Origin of the sequence: Pseudomonas sp. p50(2008) (assembly GCF_015351605.1) — a bacterium.
Taxonomy (GTDB): domain Bacteria; phylum Pseudomonadota; class Gammaproteobacteria; order Pseudomonadales; family Pseudomonadaceae; genus Aquipseudomonas.
Map to the genome: position 1 here is coordinate 21,937 of NZ_JACMYF010000007.1, position 24,065 is coordinate 46,001.

At 58.6% G+C, this 24,065-nt stretch carries 21 protein-coding genes; 11 read left to right on the forward strand and 10 right to left on the reverse strand.

From position 1 onward, the window contains the following. Nucleotides 1-30 precede the first annotated feature (30 nt). Nucleotides 31-1,359 carry an OprD family porin gene (locus H7698_RS19850; protein ID WP_162439860.1) on the forward strand — a complete coding sequence of 443 codons (1,329 nt, stop codon included), beginning with the start codon at nucleotides 31-33 and terminating at the stop codon, nucleotides 1,357-1,359. A 75-nt stretch (nucleotides 1,360-1,434) separates the two neighbouring features. On the opposite strand, the gene H7698_RS19855 is transcribed toward H7698_RS19850, so the two are convergent. Further along, entirely contained in the window at nucleotides 1,435-2,277 is an 843-nt protein-coding gene (locus H7698_RS19855; protein WP_162439859.1) for a mechanosensitive ion channel family protein, read from the reverse strand. A gap of 133 nt (nucleotides 2,278-2,410) precedes the next feature. Further along, nucleotides 2,411-2,896, reverse strand: a complete 486-nt coding sequence (locus tag H7698_RS19860; RefSeq protein WP_007906601.1) for a YajQ family cyclic di-GMP-binding protein — start codon at nucleotides 2,894-2,896, stop codon at nucleotides 2,411-2,413. A gap of 132 nt (nucleotides 2,897-3,028) precedes the next feature. Here H7698_RS19860 and H7698_RS19865 point away from each other — a divergent pair, with 132 nt between their 5' ends. Genes H7698_RS19865 through H7698_RS19875 form a run of 3 tightly spaced genes read left to right on the forward strand, consistent with a single transcriptional unit; the run spans nucleotide 3,029 to nucleotide 6,613 of the window. After that, nucleotides 3,029-3,946 (forward strand): putative 2-dehydropantoate 2-reductase, encoded by a 918-nt coding sequence (locus tag H7698_RS19865; RefSeq protein ID WP_162439858.1) that lies wholly within the window; start codon nucleotides 3,029-3,031, stop codon nucleotides 3,944-3,946. Between the two features lie 45 nt (nucleotides 3,947-3,991). Further along, nucleotides 3,992-6,028, forward strand: a complete 2,037-nt coding sequence (locus H7698_RS19870) for a sensor histidine kinase (RefSeq protein ID WP_194692571.1) — start codon at nucleotides 3,992-3,994, stop codon at nucleotides 6,026-6,028. 3 nt (nucleotides 6,029-6,031) lie between these two features. After that, nucleotides 6,032-6,613 carry a cob(I)yrinic acid a,c-diamide adenosyltransferase gene (locus tag H7698_RS19875; protein WP_162439856.1) on the forward strand — a complete coding sequence of 194 codons (582 nt, stop codon included), beginning with the start codon at nucleotides 6,032-6,034 and terminating at the stop codon, nucleotides 6,611-6,613. Between the two features lie 90 nt (nucleotides 6,614-6,703). Here the strand turns inward: H7698_RS19875 and H7698_RS19880 are convergent, their stop codons facing one another. The 4 genes from H7698_RS19880 to secA form a co-directional block, all read right to left on the reverse strand. After that, nucleotides 6,704-7,648 (reverse strand): Nudix family hydrolase, encoded by a 945-nt coding sequence (locus H7698_RS19880; protein WP_194692572.1) that lies wholly within the window; start codon nucleotides 7,646-7,648, stop codon nucleotides 6,704-6,706. Next, nucleotides 7,645-8,277, reverse strand: coding sequence for a glutathione S-transferase family protein (locus H7698_RS19885; protein WP_194692573.1), 633 nt, complete (start codon nucleotides 8,275-8,277; stop codon nucleotides 7,645-7,647). Before H7698_RS19885 ends, H7698_RS19880 begins: the two co-directional genes overlap by 4 nt. A gap of 160 nt (nucleotides 8,278-8,437) precedes the next feature. Next, a complete protein-coding gene (gene argJ, locus H7698_RS19890; RefSeq protein WP_194692574.1) occupies nucleotides 8,438-9,655 on the reverse strand; it encodes a bifunctional glutamate N-acetyltransferase/amino-acid acetyltransferase ArgJ in 1,218 nt (405 codons plus the stop codon). 120 nt (nucleotides 9,656-9,775) lie between these two features. After that, complete coding sequence (gene secA / locus H7698_RS19895; protein ID WP_162439852.1) at nucleotides 9,776-12,511, reverse strand: preprotein translocase subunit SecA; 2,736 nt, start codon at nucleotides 12,509-12,511, stop codon at nucleotides 9,776-9,778. 307 nt (nucleotides 12,512-12,818) lie between these two features. Here secA and H7698_RS19900 point away from each other — a divergent pair, with 307 nt between their 5' ends. Next, entirely contained in the window at nucleotides 12,819-13,274 is a 456-nt protein-coding gene (locus H7698_RS19900) for a DUF721 domain-containing protein (protein WP_162439851.1), read from the forward strand. A gap of 57 nt (nucleotides 13,275-13,331) precedes the next feature. On the opposite strand, the gene H7698_RS19905 is transcribed toward H7698_RS19900, so the two are convergent. After that, nucleotides 13,332-14,819 (reverse strand): helicase HerA-like domain-containing protein, encoded by a 1,488-nt coding sequence (locus H7698_RS19905; RefSeq protein WP_194692575.1) that lies wholly within the window; start codon nucleotides 14,817-14,819, stop codon nucleotides 13,332-13,334. Nucleotides 14,820-14,991: 172 nt separating this feature from the next. Between H7698_RS19905 and H7698_RS19910 the strand changes: the two genes are divergently transcribed. From H7698_RS19910 to H7698_RS19930, 5 genes are all read left to right on the forward strand, one after another. Beyond that, on the forward strand, nucleotides 14,992-16,881 hold the full coding sequence (locus H7698_RS19910) for a methyl-accepting chemotaxis protein (protein WP_194692576.1): 1,890 nt from the start codon (nucleotides 14,992-14,994) through the stop codon (nucleotides 16,879-16,881). Between the two features lie 234 nt (nucleotides 16,882-17,115). Further along, nucleotides 17,116-18,237: a glycosyltransferase family 4 protein gene (locus H7698_RS19915; RefSeq protein ID WP_194692577.1), complete on the forward strand. Its 1,122-nt coding sequence runs from the start codon at nucleotides 17,116-17,118 to the stop codon at nucleotides 18,235-18,237. Then, the gene (locus tag H7698_RS19920) at nucleotides 18,230-19,006 is read left to right on the forward strand and encodes a DUF2334 domain-containing protein (RefSeq protein WP_194692578.1); all 777 of its coding nucleotides are present in this window, start codon (nucleotides 18,230-18,232) and stop codon (nucleotides 19,004-19,006) included. The genes H7698_RS19915 and H7698_RS19920 overlap by 8 nt, the downstream gene beginning before the upstream one ends. Then, nucleotides 19,003-19,998, forward strand: coding sequence for a lysylphosphatidylglycerol synthase transmembrane domain-containing protein (locus H7698_RS19925; RefSeq protein WP_194692579.1), 996 nt, complete (start codon nucleotides 19,003-19,005; stop codon nucleotides 19,996-19,998). Before H7698_RS19920 ends, H7698_RS19925 begins: the two co-directional genes overlap by 4 nt. A 398-nt stretch (nucleotides 19,999-20,396) precedes the next feature. Next, nucleotides 20,397-20,549: a hypothetical protein gene (locus tag H7698_RS19930; RefSeq protein WP_194692580.1), complete on the forward strand. Its 153-nt coding sequence runs from the start codon at nucleotides 20,397-20,399 to the stop codon at nucleotides 20,547-20,549. A 7-nt stretch (nucleotides 20,550-20,556) separates the two neighbouring features. On the opposite strand, the gene H7698_RS19935 is transcribed toward H7698_RS19930, so the two are convergent. Next, nucleotides 20,557-20,736: a hypothetical protein gene (locus H7698_RS19935; RefSeq protein WP_162439628.1), complete on the reverse strand. Its 180-nt coding sequence runs from the start codon at nucleotides 20,734-20,736 to the stop codon at nucleotides 20,557-20,559. A gap of 87 nt (nucleotides 20,737-20,823) precedes the next feature. Next, entirely contained in the window at nucleotides 20,824-21,672 is an 849-nt protein-coding gene (gene purU / locus H7698_RS19940; protein WP_162439629.1) for a formyltetrahydrofolate deformylase, read from the reverse strand. Nucleotides 21,673-22,009: 337 nt separating this feature from the next. Between purU and mvaT the strand changes: the two genes are divergently transcribed. Further along, entirely contained in the window at nucleotides 22,010-22,387 is a 378-nt protein-coding gene (gene mvaT / locus H7698_RS19945) for a histone-like nucleoid-structuring protein MvaT (protein ID WP_007933316.1), read from the forward strand. A gap of 98 nt (nucleotides 22,388-22,485) precedes the next feature. On the opposite strand, the gene sbcB is transcribed toward mvaT, so the two are convergent. Continuing rightward, nucleotides 22,486-23,916, reverse strand: coding sequence for an exodeoxyribonuclease I (gene sbcB, locus H7698_RS19950; protein ID WP_194692581.1), 1,431 nt, complete (start codon nucleotides 23,914-23,916; stop codon nucleotides 22,486-22,488). Between the last annotated feature and the right edge of the window lie 149 nt (nucleotides 23,917-24,065).

Here is a 24,065-nt window from a genome sequence, read left to right on the forward strand (position 1 = left end):
ACTCTTATAAAACCAAAGGAGCAAATCACGATGCGCGTGATGAAGTGGAGCATGATCGCACTGGCAGTTGCAGCAGCAGCCAGCACTCAAATGGCTACGGCCGCACCTTTCGTAGGCGACCAGGCCGAAGCCAAAGGTTTTGTTGAAGACAGCACTTTCAACGTGCTGCTCCGCAACTACTACTTCAACCGTAACAAGAAAGACGGCGCAGTCGATGACAAAGACTGGACCCAGGGTTTCCACGGTGTATTCAACTCTGGTTACACCCAGGGCACCGTTGGTGTTGGTATTGACGCTTTCGGTTACCTCGCCATCAAACTGGACGGCTCCGACAAGTACTCGGGTTCGGGTAACCTGAGCACTAACGCTGCTGGCGAAAACAATGACAGCCAAGGCAAAGCCGGCGCTGCACTGAAAGTTCGCATCTCCAAGACCGAGCTGAAAGCTGGCGACATGCAGCCAAGCACCGCTCCTGTATTCGCTGTTGGCGGCTCGCGTATCCTTCCGCAAACTGCGAGCGGTTTCCAACTGCAAAGCAGCGAGATCAAAGACCTTGACCTCGAAGCCGGTCACTTCTACTCGGCGACCAGCCAGGACAAAAACGGCCGTGACGGCGGTCTGTGGGCTAACTACGCTGGCGTTGAAGCCGACACCATCAACTACGGTGGTGCGAAATACGGCATCAACGAAAACTTCAGCGTGTCGCTGTATGGCGCCCAGCTCGAAGATATCTGGAACCAGTACTACGCCAACGCCAACTACACCATCCCTATGGGTGGCGATCAGTCGGTGAACCTGGACGGTAACATCTACCGCACAGACGATTCCGGTAGCGCTGAAGCCGGCGACATCAGCAACACCGCGTTCTCCCTGGCAGCTGCTTTCTCGTTCCTGAAAGCACACACCCTCACCGTTGGCTTCCAGAAAATCAACGGCGATACTCCGTTCGACTACGTCGGCGTGGGTAAAAACAACCGTGGCGGCGACTCGATCTTCCTCGCCAACTCCATCCAGTACTCTGACTTCAACGGTCCTGGCGAGAAATCGGCTCAAGTACGTTATGACCTGAAAATGGCCGAATACGGCGTTCCTGGTCTGAGCTTCATGACCCGTTACGTTAAAGGTTGGGACATCGACGGTTCGAACGCTCCAACTAATGGCGCATACGCTGGCCTGTACGGTGAAGATGGCAAACACCACGAAACCAACGTTGAGGCCAAGTACGTAGTACAAGCTGGCCCGGCTAAAGACCTGTCGTTCCGCATTCGTCAAGCATGGCACCGCGCCAACACTGACCAAGGCGAAGGCGATATCGACGAGTTCCGTCTGATCGTCGACTACCCGCTGTCGATCTTGTAATCGAAAGCAGTTAGTTCGCGGTAAAAAAAAAGGCCCATCTTCGGATGGGCCTTTTTTATTGTTTACGTTTTACAGTTACTGCACCGCAGATTCCTGAACCACTCGAATCACCCGCTGTGGAAACGGGATATCGATACCCGCAGTTTTCAATCGATCACGGGACTGTTCGTTGAACATGAACATCACGTCCCAGTAATCGGCTGTTTTAACCCAAACACGCAGGGAAACAGTAATCGAACTATCGCCCAGTGTAGAAATGACGGCTTGCGGAGCCGGCTCTGCCAAAATGCGTTCGTCCTTGGCCAGATCCAGCAATACCTCACGGGCTTTCTGCAAGTCCGCCTCGTAATCCACGCCCACATCAAAGACGACTTTGCGAGTCGGTTGACGGTTAGTATTGGTGATGATGCCGTTAGACAGATTACCGTTTGGCACGATGATGGTTTTGTTGTCACCGGTACGCAGTACGGTGTGGAAGATCTGGATGCTGTCAACTGTGCCTGCAACACCCTGAGCTTCAATCCAGTCACCAATACGGAACGGACGGAACAACAGAATCAGCACGCCGCCAGCGAAGTTTGCAAGACTGCCCTGCAATGCCAGACCGATGGCCAGACCCGCTGCACCGATGGCCGCAACGAATGATGTGGTTTCGACACCGATCATCGACGCCACGCTGACGATCAGCAATACCTTGAGAATGATGTTCGCCAGGCTGCTGATAAAGCCTTGAAGGGCCAGGTCGGCATTACGCAGCGCCAGCAGGGCACCGAGCTTTTGCGTGACCTTATTGATCAGCCACCAACCGATGGCCAGGGTAATGATCGCCAGCAGAACACGGCTACCGTATTCCATGATCATCGGAATCCAGGCCTGGGACGCCTTGACCAGGTTGTCCACTTCAGCATTCAAATCCATCGTTACACTCCTGATTTCCGGCTACCCGGCACACGAAAAATGAGCGGCAGAAAGACCGAACCCATGGGGCTCAATCGTTTCTGCCGTTGCTTGGGCCTCGGACGCCGAAAACGCCGAGAGGTTCCCGCCCCCGTCAGTCGCGGAAGTTGTTGAACTGCAGCGGCATGTCGAAGGTTTTGGCGCGCAGGGCCGCAATGGCTTCCTGCAGGTCGTCACGCTTCTTGCCAGTGATACGCACTTGCTCGCCTTGAATGGCGGCCTGGACCTTGAGCTTGGCGTCTTTGACGTGAGCGACGATTTTCTTCGCCAGCTCTTTGTCGATGCCTTCCTTGAGCACAGCTTCCTGCTTCATCAGCTTGCCCGATGCGTAAGCGTCCTTGACCTCAAGGCACTGCACATCGATCTTGCGCTTGACCAGCGCCAGCTTGAGGATCTCAATCATAGCTTCGAGCTGGAAATCGGCCTCGGCAGTCAGGTTGACAGTCAGGTCCTTTTCCTTGAACTCGAAGGTGCCTTTGCCTTTAAGGTCATAACGGCGATCGAGTTCCTTGACGGCGTTTTCGACCGCGTTGGTGACTTCGTGTTTGTCCAGTTCGGATACCACGTCGAACGACGGCATGTAATCTCTCCAATAAAAGGCGTACCGATGGAGTACGCCGGCTTGCGGTTAAAATCCGCGCTGATTATAACGGGTCTTTCCCATCATTCACTGCGAGCCGCCGATGCACGCCTCAATACGAGCAAAAAGCTGATGTCCACCACCTGGCATGTTCTGGGCGCCGGAAGTCTCGGCACATTGTGGGCTACACGTCTGGCACGTGCCGGGTTACCGGTCAGGTTGATCGTGCGGGACGCCACGCGCCTGCAAGCTTACGAGGCCGCAGGCGGGCTGACACTGATCGAACACGGTGAAGCACGCTGCTATCCGGTACCGGCGCAGACGCCTGACAACAGTGAACCGATTGCCCGCCTGCTGGTGGCCTGCAAAGCCTACGATGCCGAGAACGCTGTCGCCCAGCTTGTACCCCGAATGGTCCCTGGAGCGGAGTTGATCCTCTTGCAGAATGGCCTGGGCAGCCAGGACGCCGTCGCCGCACAGGCCCCACAGGCGCGCTGCATCTTCGCTTCAAGCACCGAAGGCGCCTTTCGCGATGGCGACTGGCGCGTAGTGTTCGCCGGCCACGGTTACACCTGGCTGGGAGATGCGAGTCATCCAGTGGCGCCGTTCTGGCTGGATGATGTAACCGCCGCGGGCATCCCACATGAATGGAGTACCGATATCCTGACTCGACTGTGGCGAAAACTGGCGCTCAACTGTGCGATCAATCCGCTGACGGTGCTGCACGATTGCCGCAACGGCGGCCTTCAGGACCATCATTGCGAAGTCGCCACCCTCTGTGGCGAACTGACCGAGCTGCTCGAACGTTGCGGCCAGCCCGCCGCTGCCGAGGAACTGCAGCAGGAAGTAGAGCGCGTCATCCATGCCACCGCAGCCAATTACTCTTCGATGTATCAGGACGTCAGCAATCGGCGGCGCACCGAAATCAGCTACCTGCTGGGCTACGCCTGTAAAGTCGCCGCCCGGCATCAATTGAACCTGCCGCACCTCAATCAGCTTGAGTCACGGTTGATCGCCCATCTGCACACCCTTGGATTGCCCAGCGACTGAGCAGCGGCTACGCTGGCCACTTGTTCCTTTTCAGCGACGAACCTGATGCCATTGCGCCAGCGCCTTGAAAACCTCCCGGTCGGCCAGAAACTGCTGGCCGCCCTGCTGGTGCTATTGACCACTGTCCTACTGGTTGCCAACCTGACCTTTATCAGCGCCGCGTATTACATCTCGCAGGAGAGCATGGCGCCCCAAGCGTTGCAGACCATCGGGCGGCTGGTGTCCAACCCGAGTCTGGTGTCCGAGGCCTTGCAGTCGCCGGAAAGCGCCGAACGCCTGCTCAACGAACTGAACAGCTATTCCCCGTTGCGCGCGGCGGCGCTTTACGACGGCAAGGGCGAACGGCTCGCGCAACTGCAACATGGCGAAAAGCTCAAGCTGCCGGAGCGCTACCGGCACATCGAGTCCTGGCAAGCGACTGAATTTCGCAGCAATCAACTGATCACCCTGCCCCGCCCCGGCACGGCTCCCGGTCATTTGCTCCTGGTTGCCAGCAGCGAATTACCGGTGGCCTTCTACACCGGGACCCTGACGGCCAGTCTCGGCATTCTGATTTTCAGTGTGCTGTTATGGCTGGTGATCGCCCGACAGATCAAACGCCTGATTACCCAGCCCATCCATCAACTCGAAGAACTGTCCCGACAGGTGACCCGCGAAGAGAACTATGCCCTGCGCGCGTCCCGGGGCAACCATGATGAAATCGGCAGCCTCGCCGAGGCGTTCAATACCATGCTCTCGCGAATCGAAGCCCGCGAGCACCAACTCAAGCGCGCCCGGGACGACTCCCAGGCAGCCTATGACCAGGCCCAGGGTCTGGCCGAAGAAACCCGTCACACCAACCGCAAGCTGGAGCTCGAAGTCCAGGTGCGCAGCAAGATCGAAAAGAAACTCACGGGCTTCCAGAACTACCTCAACAGCATCATCGACTCCATGCCGTCGGCGCTGATCGCACTGGATGAACAGCTCTACGTGACGCAATGGAATCAGGAAGCCAGCGCCCTGTCCGGCACGCGCCTCGATGAAGCGTTGAATCAGCCGATATTCCTTGCGTTCGAACCCCTCAAGCCGTTCCTGCCGCAACTCAAGCAAACAGTCGAACAGCACACCGTGGCCAAGATCGAGCGTGTGACCTGGTTCAAGGACGACGAGCCCAAGCATTATGCGTTGACGTTTTATCCATTGATGGGCGGGGCCGGACGCGGTGTGGTGATCCGCATCGATGACATCACCCAACGCCTGTCGCTCGAAGAAATGATGGTGCAGTCGGAAAAAATGCTTTCCGTAGGGGGGCTGGCGGCCGGCATGGCCCACGAGATCAATAACCCGCTGGGCGCCATCCTGCATAACGTGCAGAACATTCGCCGACGCCTGTCCTCGGAGCTGCCGAAAAACCTCGAACAGGCTGAACTCATGGGTATTGAGCTGGAGACCGTTAACCAATACCTGGTCGCGCGCGAAGTCCCACAGCTGCTGGACGGTATCCAGCAGGCGGGCGCTCGCGCGGCGAAGATCGTGACGCACATGCTCAGTTTCAGCCGTCGCAGCACCCGCCAAATGGCCCCCTGCGATCTACCGGCATTGATTGATCAGGCAGTGGAAATCGCGGGTAACGACTTCGACCTGGCGATCGGTTTCGATTTCAAAGGCCAGGCCATCGTTCGCCAGTTCGATCCACAGCTCGGCCCGGTGCCTGGCACCGCCAACGAACTGGAACAGGTGTTACTCAACCTGCTGAAAAACGCCGCACAGGCCATTCACCAGCGCGAGGATGACCGTGAGCCCGGACGAATTATCCTGCGTACCAAGTTGAACCCGCCTTGGGCGGAGATCCAGGTGGAGGACAACGGTATCGGTATGAGTGAGAACGTCCGCAAGCGCACCTTCGAGCCGTTTTTCACCACCAAGGAAATCGGCCAGGGCACCGGCCTTGGCCTGTCCGTTTCTTATTTCATCATCACCAACAACCATAAGGGTCAGATGGAAGTGCAATCGACCTTGGGCCAAGGCACGTGTTTCACCTTACGCCTGCCCCTGGCGGGCACTCCGCTGGTCTCTCAAGAACTCAATCAGCTATCGAGGTAACCCATGGGCTTTCGCTTGTCGAAGATTTACACCCGCACCGGCGACAAAGGCGAAACCGGGCTGGGTGACGGCCGCCGCGTCCCCAAGGATCACCCACGCATCGAGGCGATTGGCGAGGTTGATACGCTGAACAGCCAGGTCGGCGTGTTGTTGGCGGGTCTGGCGGCAGAAAGCGACCGTTATCCGGGCTTGAACGAAGTGATCGACGTGTTGGCACCTTGTCAGCACCGCCTGTTCGATCTGGGTGGCGAGCTGGCGATGCCGGTGTATCAAGCACTGAACGCGGCTGAAATCGAACGCCTGGAAGCGGCCATCGATCTCTGGAACGAGGAGCTGGGACCGCTGGAGAATTTTATCCTGCCGGGCGGCTCGATGCTGATCGCCCAGGCCCATGTGTGCAGAAGCCTGGCACGCAGTGCGGAGCGCCGGTGCCAGCAGTTGAATGCGATTGAACCGTTGGCCGGGGTTGGGTTGGCCTACATCAATCGGTTATCGGATGTGTTGTTTGTGGTGGCGCGCTTGATTGCCAAGCGCCAGGGCGTTGCCGAGATTTTGTGGCAGCCGGCTTCCAAACCTGAGGCTTAGTCCAAGCATTGAGTGGCCCCATCGCGAGCAAGCATTACTCCTGTAGGAGCAAGGCTTGCCCGCGATGGGGCCAGCAGCCTGAACACAAAATCAGGCCTCAGGCCAAAACGCCCGAATCCCCGCCACACCTTGCGCCCCTGCTTCCCAAGCCTTCTGCCGTTCAGTCGGGCCAACACCGCCCAACAGGAACACCGGCTTGCTGAATCCCTCGATCAACGTGGCAGCCTGTGGCCAACCCAACGGCTGAGCATCCGGATGCGTCTGGGTCGGCTGTACCGGTGACAACGTCACAAAATCCACGCCCATCTGCTCCGCCAGTGCCAGCTCTTCAGCGTTGTGGCAGGACGCAGCCAACCAGCGCGATGTCGGCAACGGTCGGCCCGCCGCCGCGTGTTTGCGCAATTGTGCCGAAGTGATGTGCCACCCGGCTGACGGAAAATCACCCAGCCATTCGAACGGTCCCTTGATCATCAACTGCGCCTTGCCGGCACACAGACCCGCTGCATCCACGGCCAGATCGCGGTACTTCGGATCGTAGCCGTTGGGCGCCCGCAGCTGGATCAGCTTGATGCCGCCCGCAATGGCTTTCTGAATACCGCGCAGCAGGGCCGGGGTTTCCAGGTCTTCGGGGGTGATCAAGTATTCGGCAGGCAAACGCGCGGCTGCGACGATTGGCTGATTGGCGGCCGGAAACTCGTAATCCAGCAGATCACGGGGTGCGACCCAGGCCAGCGGTTGGCCTTCAGCGCCGTGAGGCTCGCCGCTAAACGCCGACACCTCCCAGACATCCAGCAACACTTGCTTGTCCGGGTAATCGTGTCGGACCTTGATCAGCGGACGCGCAGCGTTGACCACGATGCCCAACTCCTCCTGAAGCTCCCGCGCCAGGGCGATTTCAACAGATTCGTCGGTCTCGACCTTGCCACCGGGAAACTCCCAAAGGCCACCCTGGTGCTGAGTGTCCGCACGACGAGCGATGAGGATCTTGCCGCTGCCGTCACGAATAACCGCTGCAGCTACATGAACACGTTTCACTGCCCAACCTCCTCCAGACCTGCTTTCTGCCAAGCCTTGAATGCTGGCCATTGGTAGATGGTTTCGACATAGGCCTCGTCAACCGCCGGCAATTTCACCTGATAGGTGCGCAGGCGAACCGCGATCGGCGCGAAAAAGGCGTCGGCTATTGTCGCATCGCCAAACAGAAACGCACCTGGTTCGGACGCAGCGTTACGGCACTCGGCCCACAACGCCAGCATGCGCTCAGTGTCCGCCTGAACGTCCGCTGGAACCGGCGACAGCGGTGCATCGCGAGACAGGTCAAACGGCATGTTGCCGCGCATGGCGAAGAACCCGGCGTGCATCTGCGCGCAGGCCGAACGCGCCTGGGCACGGGCGGCGGTGTCTTTGGGCCATAGATTGGCATCCGGGAACTGTTCGGCCAGGTATTCAGCAATGGCCATGGAGTCAGCGATGGTGCCGTGCTCGGTTTTCAACAGAGGGACTTTCCCGGTCGGCGAGTGCTTGAGCAGACGTTCGCGAGTATCGGGCTGGTTCAGCTTGATCAATTCTTCGGTATAGGTAGCGCCGGCCAGTTCGAGAGCCAGTGCGCCGCGCAGGGACCAGGAGGAAAGCAGTTTGTCGCCGATGATCAGGTGCAGGCTCATGTTCGGGACCTTTTGATGAGGAAAACAGGCCAGTCTTGTGGTGACTGGCAGACCATCATCGCGAGTAAGCCCGCTCCCCCAATGGGTCGAGCTGTACACACATCCAATGTGGGAGCAAACCTGCTCGCGATGGGCCGGGGTCGCGCTCGGCCGGCCCGGTTTACGTACGGTACTCAGCGTTGATCTTGACGTACTCGTGGGACAGGTCGGTGGTCCAGATGGTTTCGCTGCAATCGCCGCGACCCAGCTCGATGCGGATGGTGATTTCTTCCTGCTGCATCACCGCCGAGCCCTGGGCTTCGGTGTAAGTTGCTGCGCGGGCGCCATGGCTGGCGATGCACACGTCACCGAGGAACACGTCGATCTTGCTCACGTCCAGGTCTGGCACACCCGCACGGCCAACAGCGGCCAGAATGCGGCCCCAGTTTGGATCGGAAGCAAACAGAGCCGTCTTGATCAGCGGCGAGTGTGCCACGGTGTAACCAACGTCCAGGCACTCCTGATGATTGCCGCCGCCATTGACTTCAACGGTCACGAACTTGGTCGCGCCTTCACCGTCACGGACGATGGCTTGAGCGACGTCCATGCACACTTCGAACACGGCCTGCTTCAACTTGGCGAACAACTCGCCTTCGGCGCGGGTGATTTCCGGCAGTGCTGCCTGACCGGTTGCGATCAGCATGCAGCAGTCGTTGGTCGAGGTGTCGCCGTCGATGGTGATGCGGTTGAACGACTTGTTGGCGCCGTCCAGCAACAGGTTTTGCAGCACATCGCGGGAGACTTTGGCATCGGTGGCAATGTAGCCCAGCATGGTCGCCATATTCGGGCGAATCATGCCGGCGCCTTTGCTGATGCCAGTGACGGTGATGGTTACGCCGTCATGCTGAAACTGGCGGCTGGCGCCTTTTGGCAATGTGTCAGTGGTCATGATGCCGGTGGCGGCAGCTTCCCAGTTGTCCACCGACAGGTCATCGAGAGCGGCTTGCAGCGCGCCTTCGATCTTCTCGACCGGCAACGGCTCACCGATCACGCCCGTGGAGTACGGCAGCACCAGGCTGGCATCGACACCGGTCAGCTCTGCCAGTTTGGCGCAGGTGCGCTCGGCGGCGGCCAGGCCAGGTTCGCCGGTACCGGCGTTGGCGTTGCCCGTGTTGGTCAGCAGGTAACGCACAGGGCCTTGCACGCGTTGCTTGGCCAGAATCACCGGGGCGGCGCAAAAGGCGTTCAGCGTAAACACGCCTGCCACCGTCGAACCTTCGGCGCAGCGCATGACCACGACGTCTTTGCGCCCGAGGCGCTTGATGCCAGCCGATGCAATGCCGAGTTCAAAACCGGCAACCGGGTGCAACGTTGGCAAAGGACCAAGACCAACAGCCATGAATGCGCTCCTTAAAAAGTAGTCATCACCGTCACAGAATGAACGGCGGTGTTAAATGGCAAAACGCCGCGACGGCATAAGCCGGTCGCGGCGCGGGTATTTCAGCGTATGAAACGGGTTTTACTGGATCTGCCCGTGGCAATGCTTGAATTTCTTGCCCGAACCGCAGTAGCACAGTTCGTTTCGACCCAGCTTCTGCTCGTTGCGTACCGGCGCAGCGGCAAGGGCCACATCGACCTCTTCACCGAGCAGTTCCGGTTGCTCAAGACCAGGCGCTTCGTCGTGCTGGAACTGCATGCGTGCCGCCAGTGCTTCGGCTTCCTGGCGCAGGCGTTGCTCTTCTTCGATCGGATCTTCGCGACGAACCTGAACGTGCGACAGCACACGAATAGAGTCGCGCTTGATCGAATCCAGCAGCTCGGAGAACAGCGTGAACGACTCGCGCTTGTACTCTTGCTTCGGGTTCTTCTGGGCGTAGCCACGCAAGTGGATACCGTGACGCAGGTGGTCCATGGTCGACAGGTGGTCTTTCCACAGGTCATCCAGCACGCGCAGCACGATTTGCTTCTCGAAGGTGCGCAGCGCCTCGGCGCCCGCCTGGTCTTCTTTCTCGTGGTACGCCGCGATCAGCTCGTTCATCAGCTTCTCGCGCAGGGTCTCTTCGTACAGGTGATCGTCTTCGTCGAGCCATTGCTGGATCGGCAACGCCACGCCGAAGTCGCTCTGCAACGACGCTTCCAGACCGGCCACATCCCACTGCTCAGGCAGCGATTGCGGTGGAATGTGTGCGCTGACGGTAGCGTTGAGCACGTCCTGACGGAAGTCAGCGATGGTTTCCCCGATGTTGTCAGCGGCCAGCAACGTGTTACGCATGTGATAGATCACTTTACGTTGTTCGTTGTTGACGTCGTCGAACTCGAGCAATTGCTTACGAATGTCGAAGTTACGGCCTTCAACCTTGCGCTGAGCCTTTTCGATGGCGTTGGTCACCATGCGGTGCTCAATCGCTTCGCCAGGCTGCATGCCCAGGGCTTTCATGAAGTTCTTCACCCGATCAGAGGCGAAGATGCGCATCAGGCTGTCTTCCAGCGACAGGTAGAAACGGCTGGAACCGGCGTCACCTTGACGACCCGCACGACCACGCAGCTGGTTGTCGATACGGCGCGATTCGTGACGCTCGGACGCGATCACCTGCAAGCCGCCCGACTCGAGCACTTGCTGGTGACGTTTCTGCCAGTCGGCCTTGATCTGGGCAATCTGCTCAGGGGTCGGGTCTTCCAGCGAAGCCACTTCCACTTCCCAGTTGCCGCCCAGCAGGATGTCGGTACCGCGACCGGCCATGTTGGTGGCGATGGTCAGTGCACCGGGACGACCGGCCTGGGCAATGATCTCGGCTTCTTTTTCGTGGAACTTGGCGTTCAGAACCTTGTGTTCGATGCCTTCCTTGTTGAGCAGATTGGACATGTGCTCGGAAGTTTCGATGGTTGCAGTACCCACCAGCACCGGACGGCCCTGGGTCATGCATTCCTTGATGTCGGTGATGATCGCTGCGTATTTCTCTTCGGCGGTCAGGAACACCAGGTCGTTGTAGTCCTTACGGGCCAACGGTCTGTTTGGCGGAATGACCATCACCGACAAACCGTAGATCTGATGGAACTCGAACGCTTCGGTGTCTGCAGTACCGGTCATGCCGGACAGCTTGTTGTACAGACGGAAGTAGTTCTGGAACGTAGTCGAGGCCAGGGTCTGGCTCTCGGCCTGGATGTTCAGTTCTTCCTTGGCTTCGATGGCCTGGTGCAGGCCTTCGGACAAACGACGACCCGGCATGGTACGACCGGTGTGTTCGTCGACCAGGACGACCTGCCCGTCCTGCACGATGTATTCGATGTTGCGATGGAACAGCTTGTGCGCACGCAGACCGGCATATACGTGGGTCAGCAGGCCCAGGTTATGTGCCGAGTACAGGCTCTCGCCTTCAGCCAGCAGGCCGACGCGGGTGAGCATGTCTTCAATGAACTGGTGACCGGCTTCGTTGAGCTCCACCTGACGAGTCTTCTCGTCGACGGTGTAGTGACCCGCCTTGGTGACTTCGCCTTCAACTTCCTCGACGTGCAACTCCAGCTGCGGGATCAGTTTGTTGATCTCGACGTACATCTTGGAGCTGTCCTCGGCCTGACCGGAAATGATCAGCGGGGTACGCGCTTCGTCGATGAGGATGGAGTCGACTTCGTCGATCACGGCAAAATTGAGTTCGCGCTGGAATTTTTCTTCCATGCTGAACGCCATGTTGTCGCGCAGGTAGTCGAAGCCGAATTCGTTGTTGGTGCCGTAGGTGATGTCAGCGGCGTAGGCCAGGCGTTTTTCTTCCGGCGGCTGGAACGGCGTGACAACGCCGACCGTCAGGCCGAGGAATTCGTAGAGCGGACGCATCCAGTTGGCGTCGCGACGTGCCAGGTAGTCGTTCACTGTCACTACGTGCACGCCCTTGCCGGACAGCGCGTTGAGGTAAACACCCAGCGTTGCCACCAGGGTCTTGCCTTCACCGGTACGCATTTCCGCGATCATGCCTTCATGCAAGGTCATGCCGCCGATCAGCTGGACATCGAAGTGGCGCATACCCATGACACGCTTACCGGCTTCGCGGGCGACCGCAAAGGCTTCTGGCAGCAACTTGTCGAGGGTTTCCCCTTTGGCGATGCGGGCCTTGAACTCGTCTGTCTTGGCACGCAATTGATCGTCCGAAAGGGCCACCATTTGCTCTTCGAAGGCATTGACGAATTGCACCGTCTTGAGCATGCGTTTGACTTCACGCTCGTTCTTGCTTCCAAAAAGTTTCTTTAACAAAGGCGCAAACATATCGGCAGGATCTTCCACACTAAAGGGATGGAGGGCGGCCCCGTGAGTCGCCCGAGCAGCCCTCATGGCCGCATGCGAACGAGCATTCTACCCGGAAACGATGGTGAGGAAAGTGGCGTTGTTCCACGATGCTGGCACAGCGTTGTTACGGGGCTCACTTAAAATAAGGGCTTTTTGCTGAACTTCAAGTCATACACGGCAGAAGTTACTTGTTGATTTAATGGGTAAAGCGCTCGCAAAGCAATGGGTCGGGTCAATCGGGTGCTTTCTGCTAACATGGCGGCTCTGTTACTTCAGGTGTCTGATCATGGCATTTCGCCCTCTTACGGCCAGAGCACCCGCCGTCCTGCTTCGCGAAGCCAAACCGCTGAAAGCCATCTTCGGCCACGCTCAACGCCTGGGTCATCTCCAGCGTCTGCTGGAAAGCCAATTGCAACCGGCTGCCCGCGAGCATTGCCACGTGGCTTCATGGCGCGAAGGCAGCCTGTTGCTGATCGTCACCGACGGCCACTGGGCGACCCGCCTGCGCTATCAACAAAAACGCCTGCAACGGCAATTGCAGCTGTTCGATGAGTTTGCCAGCCTGACACGCATCCTGTTCAAGGTGCAGCCACCGACTGTCCCGCAAGGGGCGGCGGGGCATACCATCAGCTTGTCGGTTGACGCCGGGGCGACCATCCAGGCGACGGCCGATGGCATTACCGACCCGAACCTGCGGGCTGCGCTTGAACGACTGGCGGCTCACGCCAAACCCAAGGATTGAAAGCAGGATCAAAAGATCGTCCGAAGGCTCGGGTCGCGTTCGGACGATCTTTTGCTTTTAGCGTTTTTTGCTGCCACCCAGCAGCGACCCCATTAACCCGCGCACCAATTGCCGGCCCAACTGGTTAGCCGCCTGTCGCATCGCTGATTTCAGTGCCTGCCCTGCAGCAGTGCCGAGAAACTCCCCGGCCTTGTCGGTAAAGCTTGGCTCTTCAGCGGCGGGTTTTCCCGGCAACGCTTCAGGCTCGGGCGACAATCCCTTGCGCCCCATCAATACTTCATAGGCCGATTCGCGATCGATCGGTTTATCGTAACGCCCCTTGAACGGCGACCCTGCAATCAGCACTGTGCGCTCCGTCTCGGTCAACGGCCCGATCCGCGATTGCGGTGGCGCGACCAGCACCCGCTGGACCATCTCCGGCGTGCCCTTGGTTTGCAACGTACCGACCAGCGCCTCGCCGATGCCCAGCTCCGTCAACACTGCCAAGGCATCGAATGCCGGGTTCGGGCGGAAACCCTCAGCCACCGCCCTCAGGGACTTCTGCTCCTTGGCGGTAAACGCGCGCAGCCCGTGCTGGATGCGCAGGCCAAGCTGTGCCAGCACATCATCCGGCAGATCGCCCGGCGATTGGGTGACGAAATACACCCCGACACCTTTCGAGCGAATCAGCCGCACCACTTGTTCCAGGCGGTCCTGCAAGGCTTTGGGCGTGCCAGCGAATAACAAATGTGCTTCGTCGAAAAACAGCGCCAGCAGCGGTTTTTCCGCATCGCCGCGTTCCGGCAGTTGCTCGAACAGCTCGGCCAGCAGCCACAGCAGGAACGTCGCGTAGACCTTCGGGGCCTCGTGCACCAGACGGCTGGCATCAAGCAGGTGAATGCGCCCGCGACCATCGACGGCCGGCTGCAATATGTCTTCGAGTTGCAGGGCAGGCTCGCCAAACAGTGCTTCCGCCCCCTGCTGCTCGAGCGTCGCCAGGCGCCGCAATAATGCCTGGCTGGAACCGGTGGTCATCAGTGCGGCGTCATCGCCCAATGACTCCGGGTGGTCGCGCAAATGATTGAGCAGCGCCTTCAGATCCTTGAGATCCAGCAACAACAGACCTTCACGGTCGGCCACCTTAAACGCGGCATACAGCGCCGACTGCTGACTGTCAGTCAGTTCCAGAAGGCTACCCAGCAGCAACGGGCCCATCTCGCTCAAGGTCGTGCGCAACGGGTGACCCGACTGGCCGTGGATATCCCACAACGTCACCGGATACGCCTGAGGTGTGTAGTTCAGCCAGGGCATCCCGGCGATCCGCTCGGCGATCTTGCCCTGTGGGCTTGCGGCAGCGCCCAGCCCGCACAGGTCGCCTTTGATATCCGCCGCGAACACCGCCACGCCGGCATCGCTGAAGGCTTCGGCCAGGCGTTGCAAGGTGACGGTTTTGCCGGTCCCGGTAGCGCCGGCGACCAGGCCATGGCGGTTTGCGAGACGCATCGCTTGGGCGATCGGCTGCCCCGCGAGATCGGCACCGATAACGAGTTGCAAGGAGTCAGGCATTTTGTCACCCATGGTTAATCTTTGATCCTTCACGGCCGATATAAAAGACTAATAGCGTCGGTAATTCCCTAAGGAGAGGACGGAACTATCCGCTTGTGTTTACCACCACCCCTTTCGCGTTCCTTTATAAAAGCACGCCCTTGACATTAAGACCTTAGCGGAACCCCAAGCCATGAACAAAAATCTGCGTTTCAGCCATAAGATACTGCTTGCCGCCGCGCTCATTGTCATCGCCGCCTTCGCCTCGTTCACGCTGTACAACGACTACTTGCAGCGTACCGCCATCCGCGAAGACCTGGACAACTACCTCACTGAAATGGGCGATGTTACCGCCAGCAACATTCAGACCTGGTTGACCGGCCGCATCCTGTTGATCGACAACCTTGCCCAGAACATCGCCCTCAACCCCGAGCGGTCCACGGTTGACAGCCTGCTCGAGCAGAAAGCCCTGACATCGACCTTCATGGCGTCCTACCTTGGCGATGCCACCGGCAGCTTCACCATTCGCCCGGACGCGAAAATGCCTGCTGGCTTCGATCCGCGCGTGCGCCCTTGGTACAAAGGCGCCGAAAGCAGCAACACTGCGACGCTGACCGAACCTTACGTCGATGCGGCCACGGGCCAAACCATCATTTCCATCGCCAGCGCCTCGAAGAAGGCCGGTCAGAGCATCGGCGTGGTCGGGGGCGACCTGAGCCTGCAAACCTTGATCGACACCCTCAGCGCTCGGGATTTCGATGGCATGGGCTACGCATTCCTGGTCAGCGCCGACGGCAAGATCCTGGTGCACCCGGACAAATCGCTGGTGATGAAAACGTTGAGCGAGGCCTATCCACGCAACACGCCGCGTATCAGCAGCGATTTCAGCGAAGTGGAAGTGGATGGCAAGACCCGCATCGTCAACTTCACCCCCGTCAAAGGCCTGCCTTCGGTGAACTGGTACATCGGTTTATCGGTGGATAAAGAAAAAGCCTTCTCGATGCTTAGCGAATTTCGCACCTCGGCCGTCGTCGCGACCCTTATTGCCGTGGCAATCATCATTGCCTTGCTGGGCATGCTGATCCGCATCCTGATCCAGCCGCTGCATGTCATGACCCGCGCCATGGAAGACATTGCCGACGGTGAAGGCGATCTGACCAAGCGCCTGACCATCCAGAACAACGACGAGTTTGGTGTCCTCGGCACCGCATTCAACCGCTTTGTGGAACGTATCCACGGTTCGATCCGCGAAGTGTCATCGGCCACCGGCCAAGTCAACGAAGTGGCCCTGCGCGTGCTCGCCGCTTCAAACTCGTCGATGTTCAACTCTGACCAACAAGCCTCACGCACCAGCAGCGTAGCCGCGGCGATCAACCAGCTCGGCGCCGCCACCCAGGAAATCGCCCGCAACGCTGCACAGGCCTCGAGTCAGGCCAGCGACGCCCGCAACCTGGCCGAAGACGGCCAGCAAGTGGTGGACCGCAGCATTGCCGCGATGAATCAGCTGTCGAGCATGCTCAGCGCGTCGAGCACCAACATCGAATCGCTGAACAGCAAAACCGTGAACATCGGCCAGATCCTTGAAGTGATCACCAGCATCTCCCAGCAAACCAACCTGCTGGCCCTCAACGCGGCGATCGAAGCAGCGCGAGCGGGTGAAGCGGGACGTGGATTTGCGGTGGTGGCCGATGAAGTGCGCAACCTGGCGCATCGCACCCAGGAATCGGCGCAACAGGTTCAGACCATGATCGAGGAACTGCAAGTCGGCGCCCGTGAATCCGTCAGCAACATGAGCGACAGCCAGCGCCACAGCCAGGACAGCGTGGACATCGCCAACCTCGCTGGTGAACGCTTGAACAGCGTCACCTTGCGGATTGGCGAAATCGACGGCATGAACCAGTCGGTGGCCACCGCGACCGAAGAACAGACGGCGGTGGTTGAATCGATCAACGTCGACATCACGGAGATCAATACGCTGAACCAGGAAGGCGTGGAAAACCTGCAATCGACGTTGCGGGCGTGTTCCGACCTTGAACAGCAGGCCGCGCGCTTGAAACAGTTGGTGGGGAGTTTCCGAATCTAGAACGGTTGGCGCTCCATCAGATCTACGTATCTCGTCGTAGAACACACCGAACTTGTGGCGAGGGAATTACTCCCGCGCCACAGGACTTTGGCAGCTCCTGAAAGATGTGTAGATACCGATGCAGCGATGGCGGTCTTGCTCTCACCGCCCCCCACTAACCCCTGCGCCAGCAAACCCCAACCGAACATCTATCCTTCATAAAGGTCAACCAAGGGAGAACAACGGACCGGAGGGATGCTCATCGTGCATATCGCTGACATAACCATGTTCTACGCCCCTGCCAGCGGTGGCGTGCGCACGTATCTGGATGCCAAACACCGACGCCTGGGGATCAAGCCCGGCATTCGCCACAGCCTGCTGATCCCCGGTGCCCACCTGAGCGAACGGGATGGCATTTTCACCGTTCCCGCTCCCGCCCTGCCCTTCGGCAAGGGCTACCGTTTCCCCGTACGTTTGGCTCCGTGGCGAAACGTCCTGCAGGATTTGCAGCCTGACCTCATAGAAGTCGGCGATCCATACCTCACCGCCTGGGCTGCTTTAGATGCGAAGCGTCAACTGGATGTGCCGGTGATTGGTTTCTATCACTCCGACTTGCCGTTGCTGTGCAGCAATCGCATGGGCAACTGGGTGACCCCGAATGTCGAAGCCTATGTCAGCAGACTTTATGGCAACTTCGACCGGGTGCTGGCGCCGAGCCAGGTCATGGCTGACAAACTCAAGGGGCTAGGGGTCAAGAATGTTTACGTCCAGCCTTTGGGCGTCGACCTGCAAACATTCAATCCTGGCGCAAGGGACCCGGAACTAAGGGCCAAACTGGGCATTGCTGAAGAGACCCATTTGCTGATTTTTGCCGGGCGCGGCTCCAAGGAAAAGAACCTGCCGGTGCTGCTCGATTGCATGAAACAGCTAGGTGCTCGCTATCACTTGCTATTGGTCGGCTCGTCCATGCCAGTGGTCGTGCCGGAGAACGTCACCGTCGTCGATGAGTTCTGCCCGGCTGTACAAGTGGCGCGATTGTTAGCCAGTGCCGATGCGCTAGTGCATGCCGGCGACCAGGAAACTTTCGGCCTGGTCATTCTGGAGGCCATGGCCAGCGGCATCCCGGTCATCGCCGTTGATGCCGGAGCATTCAAGGAGATCGTCACTGATCAATGTGGCTTGCTCTGCGCCCCGAACAATTCGTCGGCGATGGCCAGTGCGGTCCGCGAACTGTTCCACTCAGGCAGTGCAGAGCTTGGTAAAAAAGCCCGCGCCCATGTCGAACAGCATTACGCCTGGGACACCGTGGTCAATAGTCTTCTGGGGCACTACCACGCCGTGCTCGGCAATCACTGGCCGCAGACGGCCAATGGATAAAGCCATGAACGTGCCCAGCGTGTTATTGGTGCTGCACGATGTCGCACCGCAAACCTGGGCCGACTACCAACCTTTCGTTGAAGCCGTCGACGCCTTGGGTGACGTGCCGATCACCTGGTTGGTCGTGCCCGATTTCCACCGGCGCAACAATCTCGATGCTCACCCGGACTTCCGGCAAATGCTCACCCATCGCGTCGCCCGAGGTGACGAACTGGCTCTCCACGGCTACTTTCATTGCGATGACGGCACGAAACCGAGTAACCCACGGGACTGGTTCATGCGTCGGGTCTACACCCACGAAGGTGAGTTCTACACCCTGTCCGAACAGGCGGCCCTTGCCCGCTTACGCGCAGGCATCGAACTGTTTGATCGCTACAACTGGCCGCTTCATGGCTTCGTCGCGCCAGCCTGGCTGATGAGCGAGGGGACACGCGAGGCACTGCGCCAGTTACCGCTGAGCTACACCAGCGACCCGCAGCACCTGTATCGCTTGCCCGATTTCAGCACGGTTGATGCACCCGGACTGGTCTGGAGCGCGCGTAGCCCATGGCGCCGGGGATTGTCGAAGTGGATCAGCGATTATCGTGAACAACATTGGCGGCATGCACCCGTGATTCGCCTCGGCCTGCATCCAGTGGACATGTGCCATGAGTTTTCACGCAATTATTGGCTACAAACCCTTAAACGACTGCTCAACGAAGGCCGCGTCCCCATGACCAAAGCCCGGTGGCTTGAACGGCAAAACCAGCGCATCGGTCGCGCGGCATGAGTCGCGGAATTCTGCTGCTCGTCGCGCTGCTGGTTGCGGTGCTGATCCCCTCCCTGCTCGGAGGCAACGAAACCTGGTACCGGCTGCGCAACTTTCCGTTGCATTGGCTTCTCATCATGTTCGGCATGATCCTGCTGTGCTGGGTGCTTAACACCCTGCGTTTACGTCTATTGCTGGGCGATCAGCGCGACAAGGTCGGCCGGGTGAAAAGCCTTGGCGTGGTGATGGCCGCCGAATTTGCCTATTGCGCCACGCCCGGGGGCAGCGGTGGACCGCTGACGATCATGGCGCTGCTCGCCCGTAACGGCGTCCGACCGGCCAGGGGCAGCGCTGTATTTGCAATGGACCAGTTAAGTGACCTGGTGTTTTTTCTCTGTGCGCTCAGTGGGATCCTGATTTATGCACTGTTCCAGCACCTGAGCCAGCGCATGGAGTGGCTGCTGATGGTCAGCGCCCTCTCGATGTTCGGTGGTCTGGTCAGTTGCGTGGTAGTGGCACGCTACCACCGCGTGCTGATTCGCCTGACCGGTCGTTTGCTCGCTCGTCTCAACGTCCAAGCCAGCACGCGCCTGCGATGGGCACGAAAACTCCTGCATTTTCTGGCCGCGTTCACTGACACTTTGAAGCTACCCCGCAAGACATTGATCACGGTGTTCGCACTGACCTGCCTGCATTGGGCCCTGCGCTACAGCGTGTTGTACCTGGCACTGCGCGGCCTGGGCGCGGACCTGCAATGGGCCTGGACCTTTTTGATCCAGATGCTCTCTCTCAGCGCGGGGCAATTCAGCCTGCTACCGGGCGGCGCCGGAGCGGCGGAACTGACTTCAGCAGCGTTGTTGACCCCCATGGTGGGTAAATCAACTGCTGCAGCGGCGATTCTGATCTGGCGGGCAGTGACCTACTACTTCTATCTACTGGTGGGCGGACCGGTGTTCCTGTTGATGCTGGGCAGACCGCTTTTGAAGAAGTTGATGAGGGTCAAGCAGGCGTAGGGGAGAGAGTTTGGGTGTATCAGGGAGAATTCAGACGCTTGCAAGGCCGCCATCGCCGGCAAGCCAGCTCCCACAGGGAAACGCACAGGCCTCAAGCGTCAGGTCGGCTGTCAGGCCGCCTCGCTTTGGCTTTTGATCTGCTTTTGATCTTCTTGCCCCATGGGAAGGCCGAGCGCAGGTTCTGCGCAGTGGGCAACCCGGCATGGATGCCGGGTTAGCCGCGCACGGCCATGGATGGCCGATCGCGGCGGGCCCACGGAGCAGGACCGGAGTGAGGGTATGCCGAGCCTGGGCGAGGCACCGGACGAAAGGGGCAAGAGCGTTTGGTTACTTGGCGCTTTTCCAAGTGACTCGCCGTAAGGGCGAAACCCATAGAAGCCGTGACCGCAGGAATGGATATGTACACCAGCAAGAGCCTCACCGCCAATCAGGCCGCCATCGCCGGCAGGGCCAGCTCCCACAGTTTGATTCGGGTACATCCGCAAAGAATGGTCGGCTATCAGGCCGCCATCGCTAGCAAGGCAGCCCCTACAGTTGATCCGGGTACATGATCGACTATCAGGCATCCCCCTCAGGCAACCGCTCAGGCTTCGGATGCAACGCGTCCCACAACTGCGCCGCCCCAGGAAACTCCGTACCATCCTCCGCGCTCAACTCTTCAGGATCATAACGACTCAAGCACCCCTCCCCCAACGTAGCGGGCGCTTTGGAAGTTGCTTTATCAAGTGGGTCGGCCATCAACAAATCCTCAAGTCAGAAACGGCAAAGGGCCTGAAGCGATTGAACGCCCAGGCCCTTCGAATTTCAACCGGTATCGGGTAGCTGTCAGAACACCACAGTCTTGTTACCGTGAACCAACACGCGGTCTTCCAAGTGATAACGCAGGCCACGGGCCAACACCATCTTCTCGACATCACGCCCGAAACGCACCATGTCTTCAATGCTGTCGCTGTGGCTGACGCGAACCACGTCCTGTTCGATGATAGGACCGGCGTCCAGCTCTTCGGTCACATAATGACAGGTAGCGCCAATCAACTTCACGCCGCGCATGGACGCTTGGTGATACGGTTTGGCCCCGACGAACGACGGCAGGAAGCTGTGGTGAATGTTAATGACCTTGTGCGCGTACTCGCTGCACAACTCCGGCGGCAGGATTTGCATGTAACGGGCAAGTACCACCACTTCAGCATCGTGCTGTTTGACCAGGCGCGAGACCTCGGCGAATGCCGGTTCCTTATCCTGCGGATTGACCGGTACGTGGTAGTAAGGAATACCGTGCCACTCGACCATGCTGCGCAAGTCGTCGTGATTGGAAATCACGCAGGAGATTTCGCAGTCCAGTTCATCACTGTGCCAGCGGTGCAGCAAGTCGGCCAGGCAGTGGGATTCACGGCTGGCCATCAAGACAACGCGCTTCTTCTGCGCGGTATCGGTAACGCGCCAGTTCATCGAGAACTCTTCGGCAATCGGCGCAAACGCTTCGCGAAAGGCTTCGATACCGAAGGGCAGCGAGTCGGCACGAATTTCGTGACGCATGAAGAACCAGCCACTGAGATTGTCCGAGTGATGGCTCGCTTCAGTGATCCAGCCGTTATGTGACGCCAGAAAGTTACTGACTTTAGCAACGATGCCGACGCGGTCCGGGCAAGCAATCACCAGCCGAAAAGTGCGCATGAGGGGGAAACTCCAGAACTTCGCAAAGGCCGCCATTCTAGCGATTACGCAGCAAAACTGCAGTATTGATGATGCCTTGCCTTGCGCGCGGCAGCTAAAAGAGGCTCCGCTCACATAGCCGACCCGCGCGATGGTGCTCTTGTGGCGGTTATTCAAGAGTCAATTGTGAATATTCGTTAAGCACGATTCACTAATAATTAACTGCGAACGGGGTTAATGCCCTGTTCGCCGTAAGTGAATTAAATAAAACGACGGTTAAATGTTTACTTGATGAAACACCCTGACTATTATTGGCCACTGTCACCTGCTATCCAGCGCCCAACATAAGGTAGTCACCATGTCCTTGATCAACGAATATCGCGCCACCGAAGAAGCTATCAAAGAGCTGCAAGCCCGTTTGAAGAACCTGTCCCAAGACGACAAACTGCAAACCGAGCTGGAATTCGAAGGCAAACTGCGCACCTTGATGGGCGAATACTCCAAGTCCCTGCGCGATATCATTGCGCTGCTGGACCCAGAGTCCAAAACCAAAGCACCACGTGGCGGCGCAGTAAAAACTACTGGCACCAAGCGCGCTCGCAAAGTTAAACAATACAAAAACCCGCACAACGGCGAAGTCATCGAAACCAAAGGTGGCAACCACAAGACTCTGAAAGAGTGGAAAGCCAAGTGGGGCGGTGACGTGGTTGAAGGTTGGGCAACTCTGCTGGGCTAAGCCGCAGGGCTGTCGCGGACTGATCTGCGATAGAAAAGAACGCCAGCTGACGCTGGCGTTTTTTTATGCCTGGCATTCAAGCCCGGGCATGTTCGTTTTCAAAGATTCAAACGAACGCGTAATGCCTGGACATATTTCTGCCATTCATCAAGCACCGCTCGCTGGGAAAATGTTGCAGTAAGCGTCAATTGGGCTGCGGCTTCTGCAAAAGAATCCAGCGTATTCGGCGCTCCCCACTCGGGTGCCGACAAACGTTGCTGACAGAATAATTGCCAACGTTCCTGCTCTGGGCTACTCAAGGTATCGGGGAAGTTACGGGCGCGATATCGAAACAATAATTCAGGCAAGCGTTCATCATCGAACGGCCACTGTTGTTGTGCTAATTGCGCCGGGTCTGCCACCCGGACTTGCTCACATAGACGACGATCCCGATCACCGATAAAACCATCGTATAACTGTTGCTCAGGATCCTCGCTCTGGGCGAAGTCCTCGCGGGCATAGATGGCCTGAACTTTATCTTTCCAAACATTTTGTGCGTCACTTAGCCGCAGCGCACGTGCCTGATAAAGCGCCATATCCAGCCCAAGGCGTTGCTGATCTTGTTCACGCAGAACCGCCAACGGTGCAACCACCGGACATTTATTGATGTGAATAAGCTTGAGAGGCACCGGCAACTCGCCGTCGAGCAGGTCATCTCGTCGGGTGTACAGCCGCTGGCGCAAAGACTCGGCGTCCAGGTCGAGCAGACCCTCAGGGTCCAGGTGCAAATCGCAGACAATCAAGGCGTTTTTGTTGCGCGGGTGCCAGGCTAGCGGCAACACCACCCCGACATAATGACGCGCCGCCGAAAAGCGACCCGAAATGTGCACCATCGGCTGCAACAGCCGGATCTGATCCATCACTTTCTGCTTGCTGCGCAACTGGAACAACCAGTCATAGAGCTTCGGCTGCTTTTCCCTTATCAGGCGAGCCAGAGCGATGGTGGCCCGAACGTCCGACAGCGCTTCGTGGGCATGGCCATGGTCAATGCCATTGGCGGCGCTCAGGCGTTCAAGCTTGAGCGTCACCCGCCCCTCTTCGTCCGTCGGCCATTCCAAGCCATCCGGACGCAAGGCATAGGCGGCGCGCACGACATCGATCAGGTCCCAACGACTGTTACCGCTCTGCCACTCGCGCGCATAAGGGTCAAAAAAATTTCGGTACAAGCTGTAGCGGGTCATCTCATCGTCGAAACGCAAGGTGTTGTACCCGGCGCCACAGGTGCCGGGCGCTGCCAGTTGGGCATGCACGCGGGTCATGAAATCGGCCTCGCTCAACCCCTTTTCGGCCAGGCAGCCCGGTGTGATGCCAGTGATTGCACAGGCCGCAGGATGGGGCAGGATGTCTTCGCTGGGTTGGCAGTAAAGATTGACCGGCTCGTCAATCTCATTCAAATCGAAGTCGGTACGAATACCCGCAACTTGCAGCGGACGGTCGCAGCGAGGGTTGATGCCAGTGGTTTCATAGTCGTACCAGAAGATGGAGGTCACGGGCTATTCCTGAACTGAAGATCGGCAAAGTCTAGGCGTTCACCTCCCGCCCCGGCCAGCATTCTTGTGATTCAGTCATCTCGCGTTACTTACGGCGCGTTACATAGTGATGTCGTTCCCCCCCGAGAGACTGCTAGCATCGGACGCAC

Coding starts and splice junctions, on each gene's coding strand:
- H7698_RS19850 (WP_162439860.1), top strand. CDS start 31: ATGCGCGTGATGAAGTGGAGCATGATCGCACTGGCAGTTGCAGCAGCA.
- H7698_RS19855 (WP_162439859.1), bottom strand. CDS start 2,277: ATGGATTTGAATGCTGAAGTGGACAACCTGGTCAAGGCGTCCCAGGCC.
- H7698_RS19860 (WP_007906601.1), bottom strand. CDS start 2,896: ATGCCGTCGTTCGACGTGGTATCCGAACTGGACAAACACGAAGTCACC.
- H7698_RS19865 (WP_162439858.1), top strand. CDS start 3,029: ATGTCCACCACCTGGCATGTTCTGGGCGCCGGAAGTCTCGGCACATTG.
- H7698_RS19870 (WP_194692571.1), top strand. CDS start 3,992: ATGCCATTGCGCCAGCGCCTTGAAAACCTCCCGGTCGGCCAGAAACTG.
- H7698_RS19875 (WP_162439856.1), top strand. CDS start 6,032: ATGGGCTTTCGCTTGTCGAAGATTTACACCCGCACCGGCGACAAAGGC.
- H7698_RS19885 (WP_194692573.1), bottom strand. CDS start 8,277: ATGAGCCTGCACCTGATCATCGGCGACAAACTGCTTTCCTCCTGGTCC.
- argJ (WP_194692574.1), bottom strand. CDS start 9,655: ATGGCTGTTGGTCTTGGTCCTTTGCCAACGTTGCACCCGGTTGCCGGT.
- secA (WP_162439852.1), bottom strand. CDS start 12,511: ATGTTTGCGCCTTTGTTAAAGAAACTTTTTGGAAGCAAGAACGAGCGT.
- H7698_RS19900 (WP_162439851.1), top strand. CDS start 12,819: ATGGCATTTCGCCCTCTTACGGCCAGAGCACCCGCCGTCCTGCTTCGC.
- H7698_RS19905 (WP_194692575.1), bottom strand. CDS start 14,819: ATGCCTGACTCCTTGCAACTCGTTATCGGTGCCGATCTCGCGGGGCAG.
- H7698_RS19910 (WP_194692576.1), top strand. CDS start 14,992: ATGAACAAAAATCTGCGTTTCAGCCATAAGATACTGCTTGCCGCCGCG.
- H7698_RS19915 (WP_194692577.1), top strand. CDS start 17,116: ATGCTCATCGTGCATATCGCTGACATAACCATGTTCTACGCCCCTGCC.
- H7698_RS19920 (WP_194692578.1), top strand. CDS start 18,230: ATGGATAAAGCCATGAACGTGCCCAGCGTGTTATTGGTGCTGCACGAT.
- H7698_RS19925 (WP_194692579.1), top strand. CDS start 19,003: ATGAGTCGCGGAATTCTGCTGCTCGTCGCGCTGCTGGTTGCGGTGCTG.
- H7698_RS19930 (WP_194692580.1), top strand. CDS start 20,397: ATGTACACCAGCAAGAGCCTCACCGCCAATCAGGCCGCCATCGCCGGC.
- H7698_RS19935 (WP_162439628.1), bottom strand. CDS start 20,736: ATGGCCGACCCACTTGATAAAGCAACTTCCAAAGCGCCCGCTACGTTG.
- purU (WP_162439629.1), bottom strand. CDS start 21,672: ATGCGCACTTTTCGGCTGGTGATTGCTTGCCCGGACCGCGTCGGCATC.
- mvaT (WP_007933316.1), top strand. CDS start 22,010: ATGTCCTTGATCAACGAATATCGCGCCACCGAAGAAGCTATCAAAGAG.